This is a genomic window from Streptomyces sp. CB02056, assembly GCF_001905545.1.
Classification (GTDB): Bacteria; Actinomycetota; Actinomycetes; order Streptomycetales; family Streptomycetaceae; genus Kitasatospora.
In genome coordinates, this window is record NZ_LIPD01000001.1 from 93,865 (window position 1) to 119,001 (window position 25,137).

General features: G+C 71.5%; 22 protein-coding genes. 18 read left to right on the top strand and 4 right to left on the bottom strand.

Annotation, left to right across the window (positions count from 1 at the left end):
* Nucleotides 1-48: 48 nt before the first annotated feature.
* The 3 genes from AMK13_RS00410 to AMK13_RS41590 all read left to right on the top strand — a co-directional run bounded on the left by AMK13_RS00410 (nucleotide 49) and on the right by AMK13_RS41590 (nucleotide 2,825).
* Nucleotides 49-342 carry a hypothetical protein gene (locus AMK13_RS00410; protein ID WP_074000696.1) on the top strand — a complete coding sequence of 98 codons (294 nt, stop codon included), beginning with the start codon at nucleotides 49-51 and terminating at the stop codon, nucleotides 340-342.
* 562 nt (nucleotides 343-904) lie between these two features.
* Nucleotides 905-1,891 carry a ParA family protein gene (locus AMK13_RS00415; protein ID WP_074000697.1) on the top strand — a complete coding sequence of 329 codons (987 nt, stop codon included), beginning with the start codon at nucleotides 905-907 and terminating at the stop codon, nucleotides 1,889-1,891.
* A 4-nt stretch (nucleotides 1,892-1,895) separates the two neighbouring features.
* Nucleotides 1,896-2,825, top strand: a complete 930-nt coding sequence (locus AMK13_RS41590) for a PIN domain-containing protein (RefSeq protein WP_074000698.1) — start codon at nucleotides 1,896-1,898, stop codon at nucleotides 2,823-2,825.
* Between the two features lie 461 nt (nucleotides 2,826-3,286).
* On the opposite strand, the gene AMK13_RS00425 is transcribed toward AMK13_RS41590, so the two are convergent.
* Nucleotides 3,287-4,063, bottom strand: a complete 777-nt coding sequence (locus AMK13_RS00425; protein WP_074000699.1) for a GntR family transcriptional regulator — start codon at nucleotides 4,061-4,063, stop codon at nucleotides 3,287-3,289.
* A gap of 254 nt (nucleotides 4,064-4,317) precedes the next feature.
* Between AMK13_RS00425 and AMK13_RS00430 the strand changes: the two genes are divergently transcribed.
* The 5 genes from AMK13_RS00430 (at nucleotide 4,318) to AMK13_RS00450 (ending at nucleotide 7,930) form a co-directional block, all read left to right on the top strand.
* Nucleotides 4,318-4,677 carry an SCO3933 family regulatory protein gene (locus AMK13_RS00430; RefSeq protein WP_074000700.1) on the top strand — a complete coding sequence of 120 codons (360 nt, stop codon included), beginning with the start codon at nucleotides 4,318-4,320 and terminating at the stop codon, nucleotides 4,675-4,677.
* Nucleotides 4,677-4,883: a hypothetical protein gene (locus tag AMK13_RS00435; RefSeq protein ID WP_074000701.1), complete on the top strand. Its 207-nt coding sequence runs from the start codon at nucleotides 4,677-4,679 to the stop codon at nucleotides 4,881-4,883. Before AMK13_RS00430 ends, AMK13_RS00435 begins: the two co-directional genes overlap by 1 nt.
* Complete coding sequence (locus tag AMK13_RS00440; protein ID WP_380716948.1) at nucleotides 4,880-6,187, top strand: FtsK/SpoIIIE domain-containing protein; 1,308 nt, start codon at nucleotides 4,880-4,882, stop codon at nucleotides 6,185-6,187. The genes AMK13_RS00435 and AMK13_RS00440 overlap by 4 nt, the downstream gene beginning before the upstream one ends.
* Complete coding sequence (locus tag AMK13_RS00445; RefSeq protein WP_074000702.1) at nucleotides 6,187-6,378, top strand: hypothetical protein; 192 nt, start codon at nucleotides 6,187-6,189, stop codon at nucleotides 6,376-6,378. The genes AMK13_RS00440 and AMK13_RS00445 overlap by 1 nt, the downstream gene beginning before the upstream one ends.
* Before the next feature lie 127 nt (nucleotides 6,379-6,505).
* A complete protein-coding gene (locus AMK13_RS00450) occupies nucleotides 6,506-7,930 on the top strand; it encodes a replication initiator (protein ID WP_074000703.1) in 1,425 nt (474 codons plus the stop codon).
* A 198-nt stretch (nucleotides 7,931-8,128) separates the two neighbouring features.
* Here the strand turns inward: AMK13_RS00450 and AMK13_RS00455 are convergent, their stop codons facing one another.
* Nucleotides 8,129-9,742 (bottom strand): recombinase family protein, encoded by a 1,614-nt coding sequence (locus AMK13_RS00455; RefSeq protein WP_074000704.1) that lies wholly within the window; start codon nucleotides 9,740-9,742, stop codon nucleotides 8,129-8,131.
* A gap of 348 nt (nucleotides 9,743-10,090) precedes the next feature.
* On the opposite strand from AMK13_RS00455, the gene AMK13_RS00460 reads away from it, so the two are divergent.
* From AMK13_RS00460 to obgE, 5 genes are all read left to right on the top strand, one after another.
* Nucleotides 10,091-10,891 (top strand): TIGR03936 family radical SAM-associated protein, encoded by an 801-nt coding sequence (locus tag AMK13_RS00460; protein WP_049659422.1) that lies wholly within the window; start codon nucleotides 10,091-10,093, stop codon nucleotides 10,889-10,891.
* Nucleotides 10,892-11,288: 397 nt separating this feature from the next.
* Entirely contained in the window at nucleotides 11,289-14,984 is a 3,696-nt protein-coding gene (locus tag AMK13_RS00465; RefSeq protein ID WP_074000705.1) for an Rne/Rng family ribonuclease, read from the top strand.
* A 230-nt stretch (nucleotides 14,985-15,214) separates the two neighbouring features.
* Complete coding sequence (gene rplU / locus AMK13_RS00470; protein WP_045696828.1) at nucleotides 15,215-15,532, top strand: 50S ribosomal protein L21; 318 nt, start codon at nucleotides 15,215-15,217, stop codon at nucleotides 15,530-15,532.
* 14 nt (nucleotides 15,533-15,546) lie between these two features.
* A complete protein-coding gene (gene rpmA, locus AMK13_RS00475; protein WP_030309712.1) occupies nucleotides 15,547-15,804 on the top strand; it encodes a 50S ribosomal protein L27 in 258 nt (85 codons plus the stop codon).
* Between the two features lie 140 nt (nucleotides 15,805-15,944).
* Nucleotides 15,945-17,423, top strand: a complete 1,479-nt coding sequence (gene obgE, locus AMK13_RS00480; protein WP_049659936.1) for a GTPase ObgE — start codon at nucleotides 15,945-15,947, stop codon at nucleotides 17,421-17,423.
* Between the two features lie 92 nt (nucleotides 17,424-17,515).
* Here obgE and AMK13_RS00485 read toward each other — a convergent pair whose 3' ends face one another.
* The gene (locus AMK13_RS00485) at nucleotides 17,516-18,250 is read right to left on the bottom strand and encodes a hypothetical protein (protein ID WP_143204455.1); all 735 of its coding nucleotides are present in this window, start codon (nucleotides 18,248-18,250) and stop codon (nucleotides 17,516-17,518) included.
* Nucleotides 18,251-18,563: 313 nt separating this feature from the next.
* On the opposite strand from AMK13_RS00485, the gene proB reads away from it, so the two are divergent.
* From proB to AMK13_RS00510, 5 genes are all read left to right on the top strand, one after another.
* The gene (gene proB / locus AMK13_RS00490) at nucleotides 18,564-19,700 is read left to right on the top strand and encodes a glutamate 5-kinase (RefSeq protein WP_049660991.1); all 1,137 of its coding nucleotides are present in this window, start codon (nucleotides 18,564-18,566) and stop codon (nucleotides 19,698-19,700) included.
* 191 nt (nucleotides 19,701-19,891) lie between these two features.
* Nucleotides 19,892-20,416 carry a hypothetical protein gene (locus tag AMK13_RS00495; protein WP_074000707.1) on the top strand — a complete coding sequence of 175 codons (525 nt, stop codon included), beginning with the start codon at nucleotides 19,892-19,894 and terminating at the stop codon, nucleotides 20,414-20,416.
* An 86-nt stretch (nucleotides 20,417-20,502) separates the two neighbouring features.
* Nucleotides 20,503-21,819: a glutamate-5-semialdehyde dehydrogenase gene (locus AMK13_RS00500; RefSeq protein ID WP_074000708.1), complete on the top strand. Its 1,317-nt coding sequence runs from the start codon at nucleotides 20,503-20,505 to the stop codon at nucleotides 21,817-21,819.
* A 134-nt stretch (nucleotides 21,820-21,953) separates the two neighbouring features.
* Entirely contained in the window at nucleotides 21,954-22,535 is a 582-nt protein-coding gene (locus AMK13_RS00505; RefSeq protein ID WP_074000709.1) for an SCO2584 family spore wall biosynthesis protein, read from the top strand.
* Nucleotides 22,536-22,641: 106 nt separating this feature from the next.
* A complete protein-coding gene (locus AMK13_RS00510; RefSeq protein ID WP_143204456.1) occupies nucleotides 22,642-23,703 on the top strand; it encodes an SCO2583 family membrane protein in 1,062 nt (353 codons plus the stop codon).
* 92 nt (nucleotides 23,704-23,795) lie between these two features.
* Here the strand turns inward: AMK13_RS00510 and AMK13_RS00515 are convergent, their stop codons facing one another.
* Nucleotides 23,796-24,872, bottom strand: a complete 1,077-nt coding sequence (locus tag AMK13_RS00515) for a M48 family metallopeptidase (RefSeq protein ID WP_049661182.1) — start codon at nucleotides 24,870-24,872, stop codon at nucleotides 23,796-23,798.
* Between the last annotated feature and the right edge of the window lie 265 nt (nucleotides 24,873-25,137).

Genomic DNA, 25,137 nt, shown 5'->3' on the forward strand with positions numbered 1-25,137 from the left:
GCGCATGGATAGCCGGTTCGGTTCGTGACCAGGGGAGTTGAAGGACAGTTGGACGGGGATGACGACTTCGGCGCGGAGCTGGCGGCGAGCCTCGACCCGGACTCGTGGCTGTGGCTGCCGGGTGTGGACTACACCGCCGGCTGGAGGGTCGCGCGGCAGACGGCGGACGAGGTGAACACCCTGCTGGCAGCATGCGGTGTGGATCGTTCGCAGCTTCGGGCGATCGCCGATACCGATGCTCAGGGAGGGGCGCTGGTCCGCCTTGAGGGCATCCTGGAAGGTTGGATGAGTCTCAAGGAGCTGCTTTGCCTGGCGGCCAACGTCCGTGGCGAACTGACATGACAGGGCCAGTGCAGGAACCCACCTGCACTGGTCATTCACTCCCGACCGGAGGCCAACGATGAGTGGCGGGAGGCGAGTTGTTCCACCTCCTCTTTACAAGGACAGGCGTTCGGAACCCTGCGTGACCTACGGCTCCCCTGCCCTGCCGGTTCCCCCGCCACCGCGCCGCCGGCGCCCGCGACTGACCGCCACGTACCGCCCAATCTGGCATGGCTGGCACACAGGATCCATCTGAGATAGCTCACCCGAGGAATGCTTTGGTTTGCCGGCAGCACTAGACACCGTTGTCCTGCAACAAGAACCGATCCGGACGCCAATCCCAAGTCTCGTGACCAACGTCCGAAGAACTATGGACCAGAGAGAGCAAACAGCGCCGCGCCAGCTAGTCAAGGAGTACGCTCTCTCGCTAACGGGCCGCAGAGGTTACTCAATCTCCTGCGAGCCTGAGTCATGACGCCCTTTCATCATGGTTGGCCGACGAGCAGGATGGCGGCTGATCGCGACCAGCAGCATGCCGTCAGCATCAGGGCATGCATCCTCCTCCCCGGAAGGTGGCTTCCCCTTGAAGACAGTCTCATTCTTCAACCACAAAGGCGGAGTAGGAAAGACCACACTGATCTATAACGTCGGACTTGCCCTAGCCCGCAAGGGAAAGCGAGTCCTTTTCGTCGATGCAGACGCGCAGGGAAATCTCACAAGTGCAGCAATCCCGGCAGCAGAAATCGAAGAACTATTCAACCGCGAAGGCACCATCTATGGAGCCCTCAAGCCAATCATCGAGGGGTCGGGAGATCTCTCCTCAATCCACCCATCGAAAATTCGAGAAAATGCCTGGATAATTCCCGGAGATATCCGACTTAGTGAATTTGAGGAGTTTAGCTCAATCGGCTGGACCGAGGCGCTGGCGGGGACCCCCCGGGGAGCTCGCACAAGCGCCGCCCTGTTTCGCCTCATCAAGAACTCGGCCGATCTGGTAGAGGCTGACTATTCCCTGATTGACCTTGGCCCCAATGTGGGCGCACTCAACCGCACGGCAATTCTTGCATCTTCAGGTTTCGTCATCCCACTAGCCCCCGACCTCTTCTCGGTTACCGCGCTTCCCAGTGTCGGGCGAAGCGCGGCCAGATGGATCGAGGACTGGGCCATCGCCCGCGAGTCAATTTTGCGCCGAAATCCAAATCTCGAATTCCCCCTACCTGTTGGCAGGCCATCCCCCCTGGGCTACCTAACGCAGCAGTTTGCGGTGTATCGGGATCAGCCAGCCGCCGCATTTCAGGTCTGGAATGAAAGAATTCCATCCGCCTACAAGGCTGGAGTGATTGATGAAATTGCTCCAACGGGCGTAGGAATTCCATCCGGGGATAACCTAATCGGCCGCGTTCCGAACCTTTCGAGCTTGGTTCCGATGGCCCAACGCACCAACCGGGCGGTCTTCGAACTAAGTGGCTCGGAGGCGCGCGGCGCACAGTTCACGCGCGCACGAAGGACATTCGAACTATTCAATCAACTGGCCACCGAGATTGCGCGCCGCGTCGAGGAGGTGGACTGAGGTAATGACAATCTTCCTCGACACCAACGTCCTTCCTCGGCAGCGCGTGGTCAAGAACGTGATCATCTCAACCATCCTGCGCGTCGCAAAGGCAAAGGGGATAGCCGTGGCTATTCCCTCCATCGTGCTTGATGAGTCTTTGAGCCAGCGGAGGCAAATGGCGACCTCGACTGTCGAGTCGCTGTCTGCAGCGATCTCCGCAATGTCGAAGTTAACCGACCTTGATCCGATCTACATCCCAGGAATCGAAGAGATCGTTGCGGACTGGGAAGGGCAGTTGCGAGACGCTTTCCAAGTCATACCAGTAACCGGCGATGATGCTACCGAAGCCCTCCAGAGGGAGGCTTTGCGCAAAAAGCCTGCGAAAACTGATGGCACAGGCGCTCGGGACGCGGCTATATGGCTTACGGTGAAGCGGTCGCACTGCTCGTCGCCAGGCGATCAAACGCACTTTGTCTCTGATAACTGGAGAGATTTCGCGGCCTCAGACAAGAAAAGCCTCCATCCGGACCTTGCTGCCGAAATGTCAACTGGCAGCCAGTTTCACTATCATCGAAAGCTCGAAGACCTGCTCTCCGTTCTCGCGGTCCGGCGGTCCATTGATGTGGTCCCCGATCTATTTGGCGCCGAGATTCGAGACGATATCCTCTCCCAGGTTCACGCTCTGGATGACAACATGGAAATCGAATGGGCAGGGGTCGCCGAAGGGGATGTACTTGACGAGCATCTGACCATCGAAGGATCGGGCGAATTCTCCGGATATGAGGTGGGAGAATCTGTGGTGTGCTACGTCAAGATGAATTCGGTTGTCGAGTTTAGCTATGAATCAACAACCGCACATGTTCCGCTAGAGATCGGCTGCTGGATCCAATGCGATCGCAGCGTGGCAAATGTCGCCGAGATATCTGTGGAAAGGTTCTCTATCAAACCGTGAAGCTCAACGATCCTGACACACTTACACGGGTCGTTCCGGTGCACCTCGCCGGGGCAACCTCTGGGCGGTGGAGCGGTTTTGGCCGGTGTCCTGCCTGGTTTGGGGTCGAGCATGATCGGGGGGCCGTAAGCTGCTGCGGACTCGGTCAGGGCTTCTGGGCCTGACCGCAATTTGGCCGAGTGGCCCCCCGTTCTTGCTCGACTCGGGTCCCGAGCCTGGGAGGTGGGTAAAACCGTGGAGCCGCCCGACCCCAGCCACGACGGGCTCTAGCCTCGGCTACCCTCCCGGCCGCACGCTCGCGTGTGCGGCCGGCCGCCGCCGAAGCGGGGCGAAGACAGGAGCGGCGGCGAGCGGCCGGGCCGCGCGCTGGCGCGCTGTGCGCGCCCTTGAGTAAGTGAAGAAGAGTTGCGACAGCCCCCGTGCCCGGTGTGGGCATGGGGGCTTTGGTGTGTTCGGGGTGGTTAGCGGGAGGCCTTGGCGCGCTTGGGTTTGTGGGCGTCGATGGCGTAGGTGAGGGCGGTGGTTTCGGCGCCGAGGCGGGTCTCTTCGAGGATGAGGGGGAGGCTGGTGGTCTGGTCGCAGGTGATGCGGTAGGCGATCAGGAGGACGGCGGCCTCGGAGAGGTGGAGAGCCTCGCGCTCGTCGGGCTGGGGGACGCGGGCGCTGACTCGCTCGCGCCAGGTGAGGTCGTGGCCGGCGGCGGCGAGCGCCGCGTAGGCCTCGGCCGGGGTGGCGGTGGGGTGTTGAGCGAGCGGGGTGGCCTCGATGCGTTCCATGGGGAGCAGGAGGCGGTGGAGGGCGCGGCCGTCGCCGGATGGGGCGGTGAGGAGGCGGTCGCAGCCGAGCATCAGTTCGTCCTGGTCCATCTCCAGCAGCGGCGCGGTGATGGCGTCGGTGCGGGTGCGGTAGACCGCGGGCTTCTCGGCGTGGTCGAACCAGGCGTCGACGGGCGTTGAGAAGGTGTCGCCCTGGGCGGTGATGGTCCGGTCCAGGCTGCCGCTCGGGCCGTGGACGGCGGCGCGGACGAAGGTGCCGCGGCCTTGCTTCACGTCCAACTGGCCCTCGCTGCGGAGGGCGGCGACGGCGAGCCTGACGGTGGGGCGGGAGACGCCGTAGGTCTCGGCGAGATCGGTTTCGGTGGGCAGCTGGGTACCGGGGGGCCATTCGCCGGTGGCGATCGACTGTCGCATCGCCGCCGCCACCTGCTTGTGCAGTGCCTCGTTCCGAATGATCGCCATGGTGTTGACCCCTTGGTGCGGACGCCGGGGAACGGGCCCGCTTCGCGTGTGCCGTGTCGTTTTCGAGGGTTCGTCTGTGGTCGTTTGCCCTGGTCGGGCGGCATCTCTAGGTCTGTCGTCAGTTGCTAGCCGTTAAACGTAAGCATGAATTGCTTGCGTCGAGGCGTCAAGGAGGAGCATCATCGAGGCGCCAAAGGTAAGTACGTTTGACGACTGATGTCATGCGGCCCTTGGTGCCAGAGGAGTGTGCGCTCATGCAGTCCATTCCCGTGGACGGAACCCGGCTCGGCGCGATGACCTGCATCGTTGCCCCCGAAGCGCGGATCGCGAACCGCGAGACCGGGGAGATCAGGAAGGACCGGGAGGGCCAGACCGTCTACACGGTCGGGGTCGCGGTCCGGCAGGACGGCCGGCGGGCCTCGATCATCGAGATCAGCGTGTCCGGCGAACCGGTCGGCGTCGTGGAGGGCGTGCGGGTGCACGTCACCGGCCTGACGGCCTTCTCCTGGGCGATGGGGGACCGGCACGGCCTGTCCTTCCGGGCCGACGCCATCACCCCGGTTCCGGTTGCCGTCCCGGCTCCGGCGGCCTCCCGCAAGGGCGGCGACGCCTGATGAGCGGCGCGACCCGCGTGAAGCTGCGCGGCCTGCTGCGTGAACTCGGCGACCTGGCCGAAGAGGTCGACCCGTTCGGGCGGGACGACGAGGGGGCTCAGCTTTTCGACCACATCGCCGGCATCGCTACCAAGGTTGCCGGTCAGGCCCGTGACCTGGAGACCGTGGCCCACAACACGGCGGTGGAGAACGGGGGACGGCTGTGATCGTCCTTCAACTGCTCTGGGTGGCGATGCTGGCAACGGTGCTCATCGCGTTCAGCATGGCCCCGGTGCTGAGGCGCAGCCACCCCTACCTCTGGTGGCACCTGTTCGGCTACCCGGCGACCGTGATCCGAGTCCGGGTGACGTGGCGGCGTCTGACCACGAACCTCGGCCTCGCCGTGGCCAAGCGTCCTGGACGGGCCCGAGTCGGGGACTTGATGGTCCGCGGGGATCCGCTGCGGCCGACTCCGCCCCGTCTGGGCGTGGCGAAGTACCGGCGGGGCGGCGTCGACGTGCGGGTGCGGCTTCACCCCGGGCAGGTGCCCGAGCACTTCGCCGAGGCCCTCGACGCGCTCACCCATGCCTGGCGGGTGCACGCGGTACGGCTGGTCGCGGACGAGCGCGGGTTCGTCACCCTCTCGGCGCTCGCCTGGGACCCGCTGATCACGCCGGTGGCGCCGTACCGGTTGAAGCAGAGGCTGCTGCGGGCGGTGGTCGGGCTGTTGGAGGACGGCCGGGCCTGGACGATCGACCTGCGGCGAGCGCCGCACTGGCTGATCGTCGGCGCGACCCGCTCCGGGAAGTCCACCCTCATCGCCGCGCTGGTGAAGGAACTCGCCCCGCAACGCGTCGCCCTGTTCGGCATCGACCTCAAGGGCGGCATGGAGCTGTCCCTGTTCGAGGACCGGCTGTCGGCTCTGGCGGCCACCCGGGCGGAAGCCGCCCACCTGCTCGCGGAGCTGGTCGCGGAGACCGAAGCCCGGATGCAGCTGTGCCGCTCGGTCGGGGCCCGGTCCGTCTGGGACCTGCCGCCGAAGCTTCGCAAGATGCCGGTCGTCGTCATCGTGGACGAGGTAGCGGAGCTGTACCTGGTGGCGACCAGGGACGACAAGGCGGAGGTGGGGGAGATCTCCACCAACCTGCTCCGGCTCGCCCAGCTCGGTGCCGCTCTGGGCGTCCACCTGGTGGTCGCGGGACAACGGGTCGGCTCCGACCTCGGGCCCGGGGTGACCGCCTTGCGGGCCCAGTTGGCCGGCCGGGTCTGCCACCGGGTGAACGATGCGGGGACGGCGGAGATGGTGCTCGGCGATCTCGACAAGGATGCCCTGGCCGCTGCTCAGCAGATCACCGCCGCTGAGCAGGGCGTCGCCATCACGGTTGGCGCCGACGGCCGGTGGACCCGCGCCCGGTCCGTCCACGTCACCCCCGAACAGGCACGCCGAGCGGCAAGGAAGCACGCCCGGCTGGCTCCGTCCTGGCCCGGCCTCCACACGGCGGACGAGCCGAACGAAGGGGTCTACATCTGATGGCCGCCGCTCTCATCCTGACCGCCGTCCTGGCCCTCGTCACCTACCTCCTGGTTCGCTCCGGCGAACTCAAGATCTGGCACGTCGTCCTCGTCGGCGTCCTCGGGATCTACCTCGACCGCATCGGCTGGGCCGACCCCGTTGTCTACGCGGTGACCTGGCTCGTCCAGGGACTCACCCACACCACCTGAGAGGCGTGATCACCGTGCCAACCCGACCAGCCACCCAGCCCGCCCGTCCCACCGCCGCCCCCGGCCGCGCCACCGCATGCCTGGCCCGGCCGGGGCCCGGCAGACCCTGGCCCTGGAGACATCCACCATGACCGCCAACACCAACCCGTACACCGACCCCACCGCACGCCGCGCCTTCCTCGACCGGGAGGCGCGGCTGCGCCAACTGCCGCCGACAGAACGTGACTTCGTCCGCCTCGGTGAGATGCCGGACCTGGGCCGCTGGCTGGAGCAGATCCGTACCACCGGTGGCTGTGCCGAACCGGTCTACCTCGCGGGGCACACCACCATGGTCGACCCCGACACCGGCGAAGTCCTGCGCCACTACTCGACCGCCACCGAACCCGGTGGCCGGCTCGCCGTCCGCTGCCGCAACCGGCGGGCCTCCCGCTGCGCGCCCTGCTCCCGGGAGCACAGCGGCGACACCTTCCACCTGGTCCGCTCCGGCCTGGTCGGCGGCAAAGGCGTCCCGGAAACGGTACGGACGCACCCGCGGTTGTTCGTCACCCTGACCGCGCCGTCGTTCGGGCCGGTGCACCGGGCGGGCGACTGCCACCCGGCTCGGCGTCGACGGTGTGAGCGCGGCGGCTGCCGAGGCTGCGGTCGAACCCACCTGGAGGCTGACCCGCTCGTCGGGCAACCGCTCTGCGCGGACTGCTACGACTACCCCGGGCACGTCCTGTGGAACGCCATGGCCCCGGCCCTGTGGAAGGCCTTCCGCGACAACCTGTACCACCACCTCGCCACCGGGGCGGGCGTCGGCCGCTCAGAGGTCCGCACCCTGGTCAGGGTCTCCACCGCCAAGGTCGCCGAGTACCAGAAGCGTGGCGCCGTCCACTTCCACGCTGTCATCAGACTCGACGGCCCGGATGGTCCCACTACTCCGCCTCCGCCGTGGGCAGCAGAAGACCTCCTGCTGGAGGCCGTCCGCTCGGCGGCCGCTGCCGTGGCGCTCCCGTGTCCCGACTCGATGGCCTCCGGCGGCGGACGGCTCGGCTTCGGTGCTCAGCTGGATGTGCACCTCCTTATAAAGGGAGGTGGCGGGCACATCTCGGACGATGCAGTGGCGGCCTACGTCGCCAAGTACACGAGCAAGAGTGTGGAGGCCGCCGGCGCTGTCGACCGTCGCATCGAGTCTCTGGCGGAGATACAGGCCCTGCGGGTCAGCCCGCACGTCCGCGCCCTCACCGCCACTGCCTGGCGCCTCGGCGGCCTGCCCGAACTTCAGCACCTGCGGCTTCGGGCCTGGGCCCACATGCTCGGGTACCGGGGGCACTGCCTGACCAAGACGCGGGCCTACTCCACTACATATGGGCAGCTCAGAGCCGCCCGCGCCGAGCACGCCTGCGGCCTGTACGCGGACTGGGACGACGGGACCGTGGCCGAAGGCGCCTGGCGCTTTGCCGGAACCGGGCACACCCCGGCCGAAGCGCTCGTCGCGGCCGGCATCGCCGAAGACCTCGCCACCAACCGGGAGATCGTCCGCGCGGAGCAGGCAGGGGAGAGACCGTGACGGCCAAGCAGGCGGGGGCCGGAGCAGCGGCGAGTCCGTGCGAGGCAGCACCGGCAGCGTTGCGCCCGATGGTGCTCCGGGCCCTGGTCATCGAGAGCGAGATCGTCATCGTGGACGCCGACGGGCACGAGGAGCCGTACGACTCGGCCAAGCACTGACGGTTAGCAGCCCCCGCCGTGATGACGGGGGCTGCCGCCGTCAGAGCTTGCTCGCGAAGTCGTCCTCCTTCACGATCAGCCGGTCGCGGTAGTCCTTAGGGATCAGGAGCCGCAGTTTGATCGCGGGAGCCCGCTGACCCTGGACCTTGGTCCGGGTGACCTCGCAGCGGACGCCCACCCTCAGGAGGTCCGCCGCCATGGCCTCGGTACCGCCGTCCTCCCACTGCTGCCGGAACGTCTTCCCGTTGGTCACGTTCACCCACCGATCCTCGGTGGTCTCGGGGTCGATCTCCCCGAGTTCGGTGATCAGCTTGTCCAGCGTCTGCTCCGCCTGCTCGCGCGTGAACCTGGTCTTGGCGTATCGGCCGCCGGGCTCCAGTTCCTTCATGTAGTAGGCGATGGACTCCTCAAGCTGCGCCACATGGGCGCGTGCTTCTGCGCCTCGTGCGTACTCGCGCACCTGCACGGGCTCGTCGCCGAGGACCGACAGCACGTCGAGGACGAGCTTGGCGTTGATCGCGTCGGGGTTGGTGGCGCCCAGGCCACCGCCCTTGCAGCCCTGGCACCGCAGGTACTCGTACACCCGGTCCTTGATGCGGTTCCGCTGCTCCAACATGTTCGTCTTGCAGTCGACGCAGATGAAGACCCCGAGGAACCGCGTGGCTCCACCGGGTCGGCGCTGGGGCTGGTTCTTGCTGCGTTTGTCGAGATCCGCTTGGAGCTCGTGGAACTCTTCGTCGGTGAAGACAGCCTCCGCGACCCGGATGGGCTTCCCGGCCTTGTCCAGGACGAGCTTGGACCGGCGGGCGCCGCCCTTCTTCTCCTCTTCTACTCGGTAGCCCATCAAGGCGGGGTTGCGGAGCTGGCGGAGGAGGGTCGTGGCCGTGAGGCCGTCGCTGGCGAGACCCGCGCGCTTGAGCAGCTTGACCATGCGGGTGGCGGAGACGTCCCGGCGGGCCAAGCGTCGGCACCAGTGCAGGGCCTTGTGGGCGTCGGCATCGATGGCGAGGATGACGTTCCCGTTCTCGTCCTCGGCGGTTGTGTAGCCGAAGGCCGGCTTGCCGACCAGCCAGGCGGACTGGGTCTTGGCGTAGTCCCAGAGGCTCGCGACCCGGGTGCTCGTGTTGGTGGCCTCGATCTCCGCGATGCCGCCGATCAGCGTCACCAGGATCTTGCCGACGACCGTGGTCAGGTCGATCGAGTCGTGCTTGGAGACCAGGTTCTTCCCGTACTTCAACGCCCAGTCGATCATCGTGTGCAGGTCGGACAGCCGTCGGATGAACCGGTCGAGCTTCCAGAACAGCAGCACGTCGAACTCCGGCGCCCGGTTGTTCAGCCAGTCGCCCAGCTGCTTCCGCTTCCACGGGGGCACTTTGGTGGCGGACACGTTCAGGTCGCTGGCGACGCCGACCACGCGGCACCCCCGGTTCAGGGCCTCGCGGCGGAGGTCGAGCTCCTGGCGGACGGGGGAGGTGGTGTCCTCCGTCAGTACGGACAGCCGGACCGAGAGCAGGGCCCGGGGCGCGTCCGCCGGAAGGGCGGCCTCGGCTCTCATCAGGTCCGCCAGCAGTGCCAGATCTGCGGCGGTCCACTCGGCCTCGACCGTGTACGCCTTCTGCTGCGCGGCGCGTGTCGTACGGGTGCGCTTCGCCATGTCGGTGACCCCTTCGACGGTTTTGGGACTGCCTCTATCTAGCCGCAGATGGACACCCAGATCCAGATCGGCCCCACCGGCAAGAAGATGCTCCCCCTGACAGTCGTCAACAAGTAGCGCACGTCACACCCGCGACCCCCGGCCGGACTGATTCGGCCGGGGGTCGCGGCGTGCCGGGGACCGGTGGCTGACCAGGGGCGGAGCGAGGGGGGTGGCGGGGCGCGTACCCTTTGAGGTGACAGAGTCCGGACAGTGGCGGGAAGACGCCACGCCGGACGGGGACAACTGACTAAGGACTGAGCGACCCTGGCACGCCGTACGCCCGACGGTCCGCCGCCCGCGCCGACGGTGCAGCGGATTCGTCTCCGCTACACCAAGCGCGGCCGGCTCCGCTTCACCAGCCACCGCGACTTCCAGCGCGCCTTCGAGCGCGCCCTGCGCCGGTCCGCCGTTCCGATGGCCTATTCGGCCGGCTTCACCCCGCACCCGAAGGTCTCCTACGCGAACGCGGCCCCGACCGGGGTGGCGAGCGAGGCGGAGTACCTGGAGATCGGCTTGGCCGCTGTCCGCGACCCCGAGCAGCTGCGGGCGCAGCTGGACGAGTCGCTGCCGACGGGCCTGGACGTGATCGACGCGGTCGAGGTGCGGACGCCGAACTTCGTGGAGCGCCTGGAGGCCTCCGAGTGGCTGCTCCGGCTGGACGGTGTCGAGCCCGACGCGGCCGCCGACGCGGTCGCGCGCTTCCTCGCCGCCGAGCGGGTCGAGGTCGAGCGCCGCACCAAGAACGGCCTGCGGGTCTTCGACGCGCGGGGCGCGGTGGCGGCGCTGGAAGCCGTCCCGGCCCAGGTCGAGGCCGGTGCGGACGCCGGGGCCGGAACCGACCGCGATGTTCGGACCGGCCGTCCCTGTGCGATACTGCGCCTGGTAGTACGACACGCCACACCAGCCGTACGACCCGACGACGTATTGTCCGGTCTCCGTGTGACGGCCGACCTGGCGCCGCCGGTCCCCGCAGAGGTGACCAGGCTGGCGCAGGGGCCGCTCGACGAGGAGTCCGGCACGGTGACCGACCCGCTGGCGCTCGACCGCGCAGCGGCCCCGGTCGGCTCGGAGCCGGCAGCAGGGCCGCACGCTACCGCGTCCGCCTAGCGGGGGGAGGCCGGGCCCAGTGCCTCACTGGGCCCGACGGTCCTCCAGGGTTCCCGCGGCTCCCCAGGGGAGCGAGCGTCGTCGCAGCGCAGGCCTGCCAACCGGGGCCTGCCGACCAGGAAGGTCGGCCGGTCCGGGACCCCGTCCGGGAGCCACCCGGGGTTGGGGGACGGCGCAGCTTGGGAAAACCTCAGAAGACTGGTCAGACCAGAAGACTTTCGACACCCCGCCGTGTGCGGGGCGCCGAGCGAGACTACGAGCCCCTGTGCGGCCTCGCGTCCGCGCGGCGGCACCGTTCCAAGGGTCCGGTCCAGGCATCGTCGTGATGCCGGCCGCCCAGCGGTGCCGTGCCGTGCCCGGATGCGGAGCCCGGGGGCCTGACGGGAGATCCACCCGCATGCTCGATAACACCGATCCGCAGCAGACTGCGGCCACGGAACAGAACGAAACCGCCGCGACCGGTGGTGAGGGCGCGTCCGCCGCGCCGCCGCGCCGTCGCCGCCGCGCGGTGTCCCGCCCGGCGGGTACCCCGCAGGGTGCGGCCGCCGACGCGGCCGAGACGGTCGTGCCGGCCGAGGCCCCCGCGGCCGCCCCGGCTCCGGCCGTGGAGCCGACGGCCGAGCCGGCCGCCGAGAAGCCCGTCCGGGCCCGCCGTACCCGTAAGCGCGCCGAGGCCCCGGCCGGGGCGCCGGAGGCCACCCCGATCGTGGTGACCGCGCCGGAGGCCGTCGAGGCCCCGGTGGCCGAGGCCCCCGTGAAGGCCGCGAAGGCCTCGAAGACCACCAGGGCCGCCAAGGCCGCGAAGGCGGAGACCGCCGAGCCGACGGCCGAGCCGGCCGCCGAGAAGCCGGTCCGGGCCCGCCGTACCCGCAAGCGCGCCGAGGCGCCCGCCGGTGCCCCCGCAGCCGAGGCCGCGGCCCCCGTCGTCGAGGCGCCGGCCGTCGAGACCCCCGCCGTGGAGGCCCCCGCCGCCGAGCCGGTGGCCGAGGAGGCCTCGGCCGCTCCGGCCCGCCGCCCCCGCCGCCGTCGCGTGGTCGAGGCCGCGCCGGTCGTCGAGGCCCCGGTGGCGGAGCCCGCCGCCGAGGAGCCGCAGGCCGAGGAGCCCGCCGTCGTGGAGGAGCCCGAGGAGGAGGCCGTCGAGGCCCCCGCCGCCGCGCCGGCCGCCCGGCCCGCCGCTGCCGCCCCGGCCGCCGAGGCCGAGCCGCCCCACCGGGTGCGCCGCCGTGCGGTCCGCCCGGCCACCGCCGTCTTCCAGGCGCCGGTGTTCCAGGAGCCCGCCGCCTTCGTCGCGCCGTCCGCTCAGGCGGCACAGGCCGCGCCGTCCGCTCCGGCGGCGCAGGCCGCTCCGCAGCAGCCCGCCGCCGCCCCGGCGAAGGCCGAGGCTCCGGCCGCGGCCCCGGTGCAGGCCGGGCGCGAGGAGGAGGACGACGAGTTCGAGTACAGCGGTGTCGGCCGTCGCCGCCGGGTCCGCACCCGGGTCGAGCCGACCCGTCGCAAGTCGGGCGCCCAGGCTCCGGTGAAGGCCGCCGCGAAGGCCGCCAAGGCCGCGGCGAAGGCGCCGGTCGCGGCGCCCGTCGTCGAGGTCCCGGTCGTCGAGGCGCCCGCCGTCGAGGCCCCCGCCGCCGGTCCGGAGACCGAGGACGAGTGGGAGGACGGCCGTCCGTCGCGCCGTCGCCGCCGGGGCGGTCGCCGCCGTCGCCGCGGTGAGGCCGAGGAGTTCGAGGCCGCCGAGGCCGTCGAGACCGAGCAGTCCGTCGAGGAGTCGGCCGAGGCCGTCGCCGAGGAGGAGGGCGAGGAGGACGACGACCTGGCCGCCGGCCTGTCCTCGTCGCGTCGCCGTCGTCGCCGTCGCCGCCGCAGCGGTGAGGCCGGCGCCGTCGAGACCGCCGAGACCACCGAGGACGGCGTCCGTACGGTGGTGAAGGTGCGCGAGCCGCGCCGCCGTTCCACCGAGCCGTCGTTCGACCCGGACGAGGTGCAGTCCATCAAGGGCTCGACCCGTCTGGAGGCCAAGAAGCAGCGCCGCCGCGAGGGCCGCGAGCTGGGCCGCCGCCGGGTGCCGATCATCACCGAGGCCGAGTTCCTGGCCCGCCGCGAGTCGGTCGAGCGCGTCATGGTGGTGCGCCAGAGCGGCCAGCGGACCCAGATCGGCGTCCTCGAGGACGGCGTGCTGGTCGAGCACTACGTCAACAAGGAGCAGGCCACCTCGTACGTCGGCAACGTCTACCTGGGCAAGGTCCAGAACGTGCTGCCGTCGATGGAGGCCGCCTTCGTCGACATCGGCAAGGGCCGCAACGCGGTGCTGTACGCCGGCGAGGTCAACTTCGGCGCGCTGGGCCACGGCGGCCCGCGCCGGATCGAGTCGGTGCTGAAGTCCGGCCAGTCCGTGCTGGTGCAGGTCTCCAAGGACCCGATCGGCCACAAGGGCGCCCGCCTGACCAGCCAGATCTCGCTGCCCGGCCGCTACCTGGTGTACGTGCCCGAGGGCTCGATGACCGGCATCTCGCGCAAGCTCCCGGAGAACGAGCGCGCCCGGCTGAAGCAGATCCTCAAGAAGATCGTCCCGGACGACGCGGGCGTCATCGTGCGCACCGCCGCCGAGGGCGCCTCCGAGGAGGAGCTGACCCGCGACGTCCAGCGCCTCCAGCAGCAGTGGGAGGACATCCAGAAGAAGGCCGCGACCGGCAACGCCCCGGCGCTGCTGTACGGCGAGCCGGACATGACCGTCCGGGTCGTCCGCGACATCTTCAACGAGGACTTCACCAAGGTCATCGTCTCCGGCGACGAGGCGTGGAAGACCATCCACGAGTACGTCTCCAACGTGGCCCCGGACCTCGCCGAGCGGCTCCAGCGGTGGACCTCCGAGGTGGACGTGTTCGCCACCTACCGGATCGACGAGCAGCTGATGAAGGCGCTGGACCGCAAGGTCTGGCTGCCCAGCGGCGGTTCGCTGGTGATCGACCGCACCGAGGCGATGGTCGTCATCGACGTCAACACCGGGAAGTTCGTCGGCCAGGGCGGCAACCTGGAGGAGACGGTCACCCGGAACAACATCGAGGCGGCCGAGGAGATCGTGCGCCAGCTGCGGCTGCGCGACCTCGGCGGCATCATCGTGATCGACTTCATCGACATGGTGCTGGAGTCCAACCGCGACCTGGTGCTGCGCCGCCTGCTGGAGTGCCTGGGCCGGGACCGGACCAAGCACCAGGTGGCCGAGGTCACCTCGCTGGGCCTGGTCCAGATGACCCGCAAGCGGGTCGGCCAGGGCCTGCTGGAGTCCTTCTCCGAGCCGTGCGTGCACTGCAACGGCCGCGGCGTGATCGTCCACATGGAGCAGCCGAGCGCCCACGTCCACGCCCCCGTGGTGGCGGGCGAGGCCGGTGCGGGCAGCGGCAAGCGCCGTCGCCGGGGCAAGGGCGGCGCGGGCCACGAGGAGCCGCAGGCCGTCGAGGCCGCGGTGACCGTGGCGGCCGAGCCGGTCGCGGTGGAGGCCTTCGCCGAGCCGGCCGAGCCGGTGCGCGAGGAGATCGAGGGCCAGCTGGCCCTGGAGGTCCCGGGCGTCGAGGCCCCGGCCGAGGCGGCTCCCGCCGTCCCGGCCCCGGTCGTCGAGGCTCCCGTGGCGGAGGCCCCGGCCGCCGCTCCGGCGGGCCGTCCGCGCCGCCGCGCGGTGCGCAAGGCGACCGCTCCGGCGGGCTCCCCGGGCACCGCCGAGATCGTGGTGCTCCAGGCCAAGGCCGAGGCGGCGCTGGAGGCGGCCCTGGAGGCCGCCGCCCCGGCGGTCGCGGAAGCCGCGGCCGAGGCCGTCGCCGAGGCGCCGGGTGAGCCGGTCGTGGCCGCGGTCGTCGCCGAGGCTCCGGAGGCCGTCGAGGCACCGGAGACCGCCGAGGCCGTCGAGGCCGCCGCCGAGGCTGCGGCCGAGGAGGCGCCGGCGCCGAAGAAGCGGGCCGCCCGCAAGACCGCCGCGAAGAAGACCGCCGCCAAGAAGACCACCACGGCGGCCAAGAAGACCACCGCCCGCAAGACCGCCACCAAGCGGACGAGCGCGGCGGCCAAGAAGGCCGCGGCCGCCGAGGGTGATACGGCGTCCGAGTAGTGCCCACGCCCCGGGGCGGGAGTGATCCCGCCCCGGGCCGTACGGGCCGGTTTGCCCCCCGGGCGGCCGGTCCGTATTCTTGACCATCGGCGTGTCTACGCCATTGCTCCCGAGCACATCACCTTCCCGAGGTCACCGCGTTCGCGCGGAGGGCCGGGGAGAGGCTCCTGTGTCCGTACCCAGGTGGCTGGCGTCGGGGGTTCCGACCGAGCAAGGAAAGCAGGTACCGCATGTACGCGATCGTTCGCGCAGGCGGCCGCCAGCACAAGGTCGCCGTCGGCGACGTGCTGGAGATCGACCGTATCGAGGCCAAGCCGGGTGACTCGGTCGAGCTCTCGACCATCCTCGTCGTCGACGGTGACGCTGTCACCTCCGACCCGTGGGTCCTGGCCGGCGTGAAGGCTCACGCCGAGGTGGTCGACCAGACCAAGGGTGACAAGATCGTCATCCTGCGTTACAAGAACAAGACCGGCTACCGCCGCCGTCAGGGTCACCGTCAGCAGCACACCGCGGTGCGCATCACCAGCATCGACTCGGTCAGCAAGTAAGGGGATAGCGAAAAATGGCACACAAGAAGGGCGCAAGCTCTACTCGTAACGGCCGTGACTCGAACGCCCAGCGCCTCGGCGTGAAGCGCTTCGGTGGCCAGGTCGTCTCCGCCGGCGAGATCCTCGTCCGCCAGCGCGGCACCCACTTCCACCCGGGTGCCGGTGTCGGCCGCGGTGGCGACGACACCCTGTTCGCGCTGACCGCCGGTGCGGTGCAGTTCGGCACCCGTCGTGGCCGCAAGGTCGTCAACATCGTGGCCGTCGAGGCCTGAGTCCCCGCGGACTCCCGAGTCTGAGAAGACCCACCGGGTCGGGACAAGACTCACAGTGAAGGGTGGGCCGGAATTCTCCGGTCCACCCTTCACGCTTTACGCAGGTAGCAAGCAGACTCTCGCGCACTGGAGGCACACCCATGACCACCTTCGTGGACCGCGTCGAACTTCACGTCGCCGCGGGTAACGGGGGCCACGGCTGCGCCTCCGTGCACCGCGAGAAGTTCAAGCCGCTCGGCGGCCCGGACGGCGGCAACGGCGGGGAGGGCGGCAGCGTCATCCTCACCGTGGACTCGCAGGTCACCACCCTGCTGGAGTACCACCACTCGCCCAAGCGCAAGGCCACCAACGGCAAGCCCGGCGCGGGCGGCCACCGCACCGGCGCGGACGGCGAGGACCTCGTCCTGCTGGTGCCGGACGGCACCGTGGTGCTGGACCGCAAGGGCAACGTGCTGGCCGACCTGGTCGGCCACGGCACCAGCTTCGTCGCGGCCCAGGGCGGCCGCGGCGGCCTCGGCAACGCCGCGCTGGCCTCGGCCCGCCGCAAGGCGCCCGGCTTCGCGCTGCTCGGCGAGCCCGGCGAGGCCCGTGACATCGTCATGGAGCTCAAGTCCGTCGCCGACGTGGCCCTGGTCGGCTACCCGAGCGCCGGCAAGTCCTCGCTGATCTCGGTGCTCTCGGCCGCCAAGCCGAAGATCGCGGACTACCCGTTCACCACCCTGATCCCCAACCTGGGCGTGGTCACCGCGGGCGACACCGTCTACACCATCGCCGACGTGCCCGGCCTGATCCCGGGCGCCAGCCAGGGCCGCGGCCTGGGCCTGGAGTTCCTGCGCCACGTCGAGCGCTGTTCGGTGCTGGTGCACGTGCTGGACTGCGCCACCCTGGAGCCCGGCCGCGACCCGCTGACCGACCTGGAGACCATCGAGGCCGAGCTCGCCGAGTACGGCGGTCTGGAAGACCGTCCGCGCCTGGTCGCGCTCAACAAGGTGGACGTCCCGGACGGCCAGGACATCGCCGACCTGACCCGCGCCTCCCTGGAGGAGCGCGGCTACCGGGTGTTCGAGGTCTCCGCCGCCTCCCGCAAGGGCCTGCGCGAGCTGAGCTTCGCCGTGGCCGGGATCGTCGCCGAGGCGCGCGCCGCCAAGCCGGCCGAGGAGTCGACCCGGATCGTGCTGCGGCCCAAGGCCGTCGACGACGCCGGCTTCACCATCACCGAGGAGGACGGCGCGTACCGCATCCGCGGCGTCAAGCCGGAGCGCTGGGTCCGCCAGACCGACTTCAGCAACGACGAGGCCGTCGGCTACCTCGCCGACCGGCTGGCCCGCCTCGGGATCGAGCAGGAGCTGTGGAAGATCGGGGCGCACGAGGGTGACACCGTCATCATCGGCCCCGAGGAGAACGCCGTCGTCTTCGACTGGGAGCCGACCATGGCCGCCGGTGCCGAGATGCTCGGCCGCCGTGGTGAGGACCACCGCTTCGAGACCCCGCGCCCGGCGGTCGACCGCCGTCGCGAGAAGCAGAAGGGCCGGGACGCGGCCGAGTCCGAGTTCCTCGCCTTCGAGGCGCTCTCCAGCGGCCGCCAGGCCGCCATCGAGGGCGACGACGACGAGGACTGAGGACTGAGGACCGCTGACCGGTCCGGTCCGGACGGCCCCCGTCACCTGTCGAGGTGGCGGGGGCCGTCCGCGTGTCCGGCGGTGACTGGGCGTCACTTGGTCCAGGAGGCCTGGAGCTTCAGCGGGTCGGCCAGGTCGGTGTAGCCGACGGCGGCCGGGGTGTTGCCGGGGGTGGAGATGATGGTGCAGCCCTTGACCTCGGCGCCCTTGGCCACGCCCTGGAACTTCGCGCCGGTGCACTTGGGCAGCGGGGTCGCGGCGGTCAGGACGTTGACGCCCTTCTTGCCTGTGGTGTCGAAGAGCACGAGCTTCGAGTCCGGGGCGGTGAAGGAGAGGCTGGCGTCCCCGAGGTTCTTGATGGTGTAGCTGACGTACATCGGGGTGCGGCCTTCCAGGCCGACGATGCTGATCTTGGCGGCGGTGAAGTCCTGCGCCGAACCGGCCTCGACGCCGGTGACGGTGACCTCCAGCTTGGTGGCGACCTTGGAGGTCTTGTCGGCGAAGTCCACGGTGGCGCTCTGGCCGACCTTCACGCTGGTGGCGGCCGCCGGGACGGCCCCGGCGCCCGCCCCGCCGCCCGCCGCACCGGCCGTGCCGGTCCCGCCCGCCGCACCGGAGGGGGCCGCGGCCGAACCGCCGGCCGCGCCCCCGGCGGTGGCACCCGGGGTCGCGCCGGTCTGGGGCGCGCCGGTCTGGGCCGGGGCCGCGCCGGTGGCGCCGCCGGTACCGGCCGGGGTGTCCGGGTTGTCCGGCCCGCAGGCCGCGAGCGAGAGGGCGGTGGCCGCCGCGAGCGCGGCGACGGTCAGCTTGGTGGTATACGAACGCATGGTGCGCATTTCTCCTGGGCGCACGGCCGCGACCGTTGCCGGCCTTTGCCCAGTGCGGCGCCGCCCGTCGTGACAGGAAGGGTCGATGACGACATGGGTACAGCGGGCAAGAAGCCGTCCCCCGATCTGGCTTGCGGTCAGGGACCATACCAGCCATCCGGCTTGGCGGGCGGCCCGCGGCGACCCGTACCGGATCCGGTCCATCCGGTGAAACACCCCGCCGGTGACCTGCGGGGATCGCGTAGATTTCGGGGGTGACGGCCGGGCCCGGGCCCCGCCGTACCCGCACCACACCGGAAGGGCGTACAGCGAGATGAGCGAGGACCCTCTGCGGGAGGAGGTGCTGACCGCACGGCGGATCGTCGTCAAGGTCGGCTCCTCGTCCCTGACCACGGCGACCGGCGGCCTGGACGCCGACCGCGTCGACGCCCTGGTGGACGCGCTCGCCAAGCTGCGCGGCCGCCCCGAGGCCCCGGAGGTGGTGCTCGTCTCCTCCGGCGCGATCGCCGCCGGGCTCGCCCCGCTCGGCCTGGACCGCCGGCCCAAGGACCTGGCCCGCCAGCAGGCCGCCGCCAGCGTCGGCCAGGGCCTGCTGGTCGCCCGCTACACCGCCTCCTTCGCCCGGTACGGCATCCGGGTCGGCCAGGTGCTGCTCACCGCCGAGGACGCCAGCCGGCGCGCCCACTACCGCAACGCGTACCGCACCCTGGACCAGCTGCTGGCGATGGGCGCGATGCCGATCGTCAACGAGAACGACACCGTCGCCACCGCCGAAATCAAGTTCGGCGACAACGACCGGCTGGCCGCCCTGGTCGCCCACCTGGTCCGCGCCGACCTGCTCGTACTGCTCTCCGACGTGGACGGCCTGTACGACGGCGACCCGTCCCGCCCCGGCACCAGCCGGATCGCCGAGGTGCGCGGCCCGCAGGACCTCGACGGCATCGAGATCGGCAGCGCCGGCAAGGCCGGCGTCGGTACCGGCGGCATGGTCACCAAGGTCGAGGCGGCCCGGATCGCCACCGGCGCCGGCATCCCGGTCGTGCTCACCGCCGCCAGCCAGGCCGCCGACGCGCTGGCCGGCCGGCCCACCGGCACGCTCTTCCTGCGCACCGGCAGCCGCACCTCCGACCGGATGCTCTGGCTGGCCCACGCGAGCAGCCCGCGCGGGGCGCTGCACCTGGACGAGGGCGCCGTCCGGGCGGTCGTCTCCGGCGGCGCCTCGCTGCTGCCCGCCGGGGTCACCAAGGTCGACGGGGAGTTCGCCGCGGGTGATCCGGTGGACCTTCTTGCCGAAAACGGCCACATCGTGGCTCGCGGACTGGTCAACTTTGATGCGAGGGAGTTGCCCCGCCTGCTCGGCCGGTCCACCCGCGACCTGGCCCAGGAGTTCGGCGCCGCGTACGAGCGCGAGGTCGTCCACCGCGACGACCTGGTCGTTCTGCGCGGTTGACCGGCCCGGTCGACCGTGCCGGGGCCTGCCCCGGCACCGGCCGCCCGGCCGATCGGCGCCGCGCGGACGGCGGGCCGCTCCGTACCGGGAGCGGCCCGGCCGCGGGCGAGGAGGGGCGCAGCCGTACCGGTCGGCCGAGGGCCGACGGGGCCGGTGGGGACGACACGACATCGCCGAACAGGAGGCCGCCGGTGGAACGCAGGCGCGAGGCAGCGCTGACCGCAGGGACCGCGGGCCGGCGGCTGACCAGCATCGACGGCGGACGCGGGGACGGCCCCGCCGAGCCGGCCGGTCCGCCGACGCAGCGGCCCGGCGGGATGCGCGGGATGCGGCCCGAACTCGACCGGGCGGCCCAGCCGCCCACCGTGCCCGAGCAGGCGCGGCTGTGGCACGTGGTGCTGAGCGTGGCCGGGCAGGTCACCCCGCTGTCCGCGCTGCGCGCCTCGCTGGAGCAGCTGGCGCACGACCACTCGTTCTTCCTGACCGCCCGCTACGCGGCCGACCACGCCGAGATCCGCTACTGGGAGCAGGCCCGGGACCTGCACGACGCGGCGGCCATCGCGCTGCGGCTGTGGGGCGAGCACAAGGTCACCTCGAACCTGCCGCCCTGGGAGATCGTCGGGCTGGAGGTGGTCGACCGGGCGACGTACCACAAGCGGGTGGCGGAGGGCTTCGGCGAGCCGCCGCCGCACCTGGGCGGCGTGCACCCGTACTGAGCGCCCGTACCGAACGCCGTACCGAGCTGTCTCACCGGGCGAAATGCCGCCCGGGCGGGGCCGGCGCAGTCGCTACCCTTGGCGGCATGACCAGCGATCTCGCCACCGCCGACAGCCCCGTCCTCGCCGTAGCGCGCCGAGCCCGGGAGGCCGCCGCCGCGCTCGCCCCGCTGCCGCGCGGCGCGAAGGACGCCGCGCTGCTGGCGGTCGCGGACGCGCTGGTGGCCCGCAGCGCGGAGATCGTCGCGGCCAACGCCGAGGACGTGGAGCGGGCCCGGGCGGCCGGCACGGCCGAGTCGGTGATCGACCGGCTGACCCTGACCGACGAGCGGATCGCCGCGATCGCCTCGGACGTGCGCGACGTGGCCGGCCTGCCCGACCCGGTCGGCGAGGTGGTGCGCGGCTACACCCTGCCCAACGGCCTGGACGTGCGGCAGGTCCGGGTGCCGCTCGGCGTGGTCGGCATCATCTACGAGGCCCGCCCGAACGTCACCGCGGACGCCGCCGCGCTCTGCCTCAAGTCCGGCAACGCGGTGCTGCTGCGCGGCTCCGCCTCGGCCTACCGCTCCAACAGCGCGCTGGTCGCCGTGGTGCGCGACGCCGTCGCCGCGGCCGGGCTGCCCGCCGACGCGGTCCAGCTGGTGCCGGGGGAGAGCCGGGAGTCGGTGCGGGAGCTGATGCGCGCCCGCGGCTACGTGGACGTGCTGATCCCGCGCGGCGGCGCCTCGCTGATCCGCACCGTGGTCGAGGGCTCCACCGTCCCGGTGATCGAGACCGGCACCGGCAACTGCCACGTCTACGTGGACGCCGAGACCGACCTGGCGATGGCCGTCGGCATCCTGCTGAACTCCAAGGCGCAGCGGGTCAGCGTCTGCAACTCCGCCGAGACGCTGCTGGTCCACCAGGACGTCGCGGACGCCTTCCTGCCGCTCGCGCTGGCGGCGCTCGCCGGGGCCGGGGTCACCGTGCACGGCGACGAGGCGGTGCTGAAGGCCGCCGAGGGCGGACCGGCCACCGTGGTGCCGGCCACCGACGAGGACTGGGGCACCGAGTACCTCTCGCTGGACCTGGCCGCCGCCGTGGTGCCCTCGCTGGACGCCGCCGTCGAGCACATCCGCCGCTGGTCCTCCGGCCACACCGAGGCGATCGTCACCACTTCGCAGGCCGCCGCCCGCCGCTTCACCCGGTTGGTGGACTCCACCACGGTGGCCGTCAACGCCTCCACCCGCTTCACCGACGGCGGCGAGTTCGGCTTCGGCGCGGAGATCGGCATCTCCACCCAGAAGCTGCACGCCCGCGGCCCGATGGGCCTGCCCGAGCTGACCAGCACCAAGTACATCGTCACTGGTGACGGGCACGTGCGGGGCGAGGCCGCGCAGACCGTGGGCGGCGGGGTCGAGTAGGCGCGCAGGCCGCAGGCCGCGGGCGGGGGCGCGGACGGCCGCCGGGCGGCGCGCGCGGGGCGTCCGTCACACGTGCGACGGACCAACTGCCGGGAGCCACAGACAAATCGTCCGGCCGGTAATACGCTGAATCCGTGGCTGAGGATGTGGGGGGCTTCCCGTACCCCGACGGCTCCGACCACGGTGGTGCGGACGACGAGTTCGCCACCGTGGTCTTCGACGAGGCCTTCGTCCGGTCCGCCGCCGTGCACGAGCCGACCGCCAAGGAGCGGCAACTCGCCGCCGCCGAGGCCCGGTTCGAGCCGGACGCCGCGGGGCCGGGCTGGGGCCGTGACGTTCCGGCCGGGGACGGGCTGCCGCTGGAGCTGCGCCCGTACCCGAGCGGACTCGACGCGGACCACCTCTACCCCGACCCCTGGTCGGGGCCGGGCCGGGCGGCCGACCGCCGGGTCCGGCGGTGGCGGCGCGGTGACGACCCGGTGCGCGTTCCCGGGCGGTACGTGGCCCAGCAGCGGTGGCACCGGCCGGTGGCCTGGGTGCTCGCCGTGATCATGGGGGTGAGCCTGGTGGCGGTCGCCGTCGCGGCGATCTACCAGGGGGTGGGCGGCCCCTCGGGCACGCCCCGGCGCCCCCAGTCCGGCAGCAGCAGCACCGGGGTGGCCCCCGGGCAGGCCCCGGCGGAGCCCCCGCTGGTGGTCACGGCGCCCGCGGGCTAGCCCGAGCGCCCGGGGGCGCACGCCCCGGGGCAGTGGTCACGGAGCGTTCCCGGGAATGTGCGCCCGGACCCTCGTGGCGGCGCTGGTGTCCGCCTACCCTGGTGGTGTGGGTGACCCGCGAGAGCCTCCTGAGGGGACGCCCGAGGGCGGTTCCGGCAACGAGGACGAATTCCGGTCCGTCGTGTTCGACGAATCGTTCGTGCGGGCTGCCCGCATCCAGGAACTCTCCGCCCGGGAGCGGCTGGCGGGCTCCTTCGGCAAGGCCACCCGGTCGCGGGTGCGGTTCGGCCCGCTGGGCACCGTCCCGCGCCAGGCACTCATCCTGCTGCTGCTCATCCTGCTCGCCTTCGGGGCCGCGGTGTACTTCGGGGTGAGCTCGCCGAAGGGCACCGCGGTGCGGCCCGAGGGCAGCCAACTGACCGTCAGCCTGGTCGCGTTGAGCCCGGCGTCGGCCGTCCACCCGGTCGCCGACCCGGCGGACCCGTTCGCCGCGCTGCCGCTCGGGTACGGGGACGGCACGATCGGGCTGAACACCCCGACCGGCGCCGCCACCGGGAACTTCGGCCGGGTCGAGGTGGCCAAGGCGCTCGACACCGTCCAGCGCTACCTGGTCGCCTCCTCGCTCTCCCCGGCGACGCTGGTCCAGGGCGCCACCGCCGACGTACGGGTCTTCGTCACGCCGGGTGAGCAGGCGGAGTTCGACGCGAGCGTGGCGCAGCCGGTGGACGACCGCCACCACGCGGTGACCGGCTGGATGGTCCGCTTCGACCCGGCACAGGTCGCGTTGGCCTCGAACACCGTGAAGGTGGTCGGCGCGATGCGGATCGACGAGGCGGACAGCGGGACGCTGCAGATCACCACCGACCACACCTTCGTCTACGCGCTCAAGCCGGCCGGCGCCCCGGCCGGGGCGCCGGTCACCCTGGAGACCGTGCGGCGGCAGCTGACCTTCGAGTTCGACCGGGTGGACCTGGCCTCGGGGCAGCTGCGGCTGGTGGACTCGGTGGTGCAGGCCGGGCCGGAGCCCTGCGGCGCCTCGATGGCGGGCTTCCTGCAGCCGGTGCTGGCCACCGCGCAGGGCACGGCGGTCACGCCGCCGACGCCGGTCGACCCCGGCAACCACGCCCGGCCGGGCTGGCAGGTGTGCGAGGTGCTGGCGGGCGGCTGAGGCGCCCGGGCCGTGGAACGCGACGGCGGCCGGTGCCCCGGGCGGGACGCCGGCCGCCGTCGCGGCTCGCGGTCGTGGTCGGTCGCGGTGGGTCAGCTGCCGTCGCGGTCCGCGGAGCCGCCGCGGCTGCCGTTGCCGTTGCTGCTGCCGCCGCCTCCGGTGAAGGTGTCGCGGAGCTTGCCGCCGACCGTCGCGGCGCCGCCGGCCACGTCCCGGAGCAGGCCCATCAGCGGGTCCTTGCTCTCCTTGACCGAGGTCGTGTAGTGCTCGGCGGCGGCCTTCCACTGCTCGGTGACCGAGGTGTCCGGGTCGTCCGAGCGGCGCGGGTAGGCGCCGGCCATGATCGAGCGGTAGTCGTCGCTCTCCGCCCACTTCTTCAGCTGGGCGACCCGGACCACCGCGAAGGGGTGGGTCTGCGGCAGCAGCTGGAGCACCTTGAGCACGCCGTCGCGCAGGTCGCCGGCCTTCTCGTACTCCTCGGCCTGCTCCAGGAAGGCGTCGACGTTCATCTCGGCCAGGTTGTGGCCGCCGGCCAGCTTCATCAGGGCCCGCATGGACGCCTGGAGGTCCTGCCCGGCGAGCAGGCCGGCCCGGTCGCTGGACAGCTCCGCCTTGCGGAACCACTCCTTGAGCGCGGTGATGATCGCGGTGATCGCCAGGTTGCCGAGCGGCACCCAGGCGATCCGGGTGGCGATGTTGGTGAGGATCATCAGCATCGTCCGGTAGACGGCGTGGCCGGACATCGCGTGGCCGACCTCGTGGCCGATGACGGAGCGCAGCTCCTCCTCGTCCAGCAGCTCGACCAGGCCGCTGGTGATCACGATGACCGGGGTGTCGATGCCGATGCAGTACGCGTTGACCGTCGGGTCCTGGGAGACGTACAGGTCGGGGACCTGCTCCAGGTCGAGCACGTAGGCGGCGTCGCGCACCATGTCGTGCAGCTCCGGGAACTGGCGCTCGGAGGTCTTCACCGCGGTGGCCAGGAACATCAGCCGGATCGCCCGCTCGGAGACCAGGCCGGCGAGCTTCTTCAGGATGTCGTCGAAGCCGGTCAGCCTGCGCAGTGCGACCAGGGCCGAGCGGTCCGCCGGGTGCTCCCAGGCCCGGGTGGAGATCCCGGGGAAGCGCTCGCGGCGGCGGCTCGGCGTCTTCGAGGTCGTGTCGGTCATGGTGTGAGTACCTCCTGGTCGACGGCGGCCGCGGCCCGCTGGCCCGCCCCCCGCTGGTCTTCGCCTGCAACGACTGTCTGTGCAACGTGCGCGGTTGCGTACTCGTCCCCGGGGTCAGCGTACGCGCGGTCCGCGCGGTGGGCGCCGGGGCCGTGGGCGGCTCGGCGGGCCGCCGGGGCGCGCCCGCGGGGCCTGCGGGGCGCGTCCGCGGGGCCGGGGGGCTCCGCCGGTGTGAGGCCGGTTTACCCTGAGGCCTGGACGACCG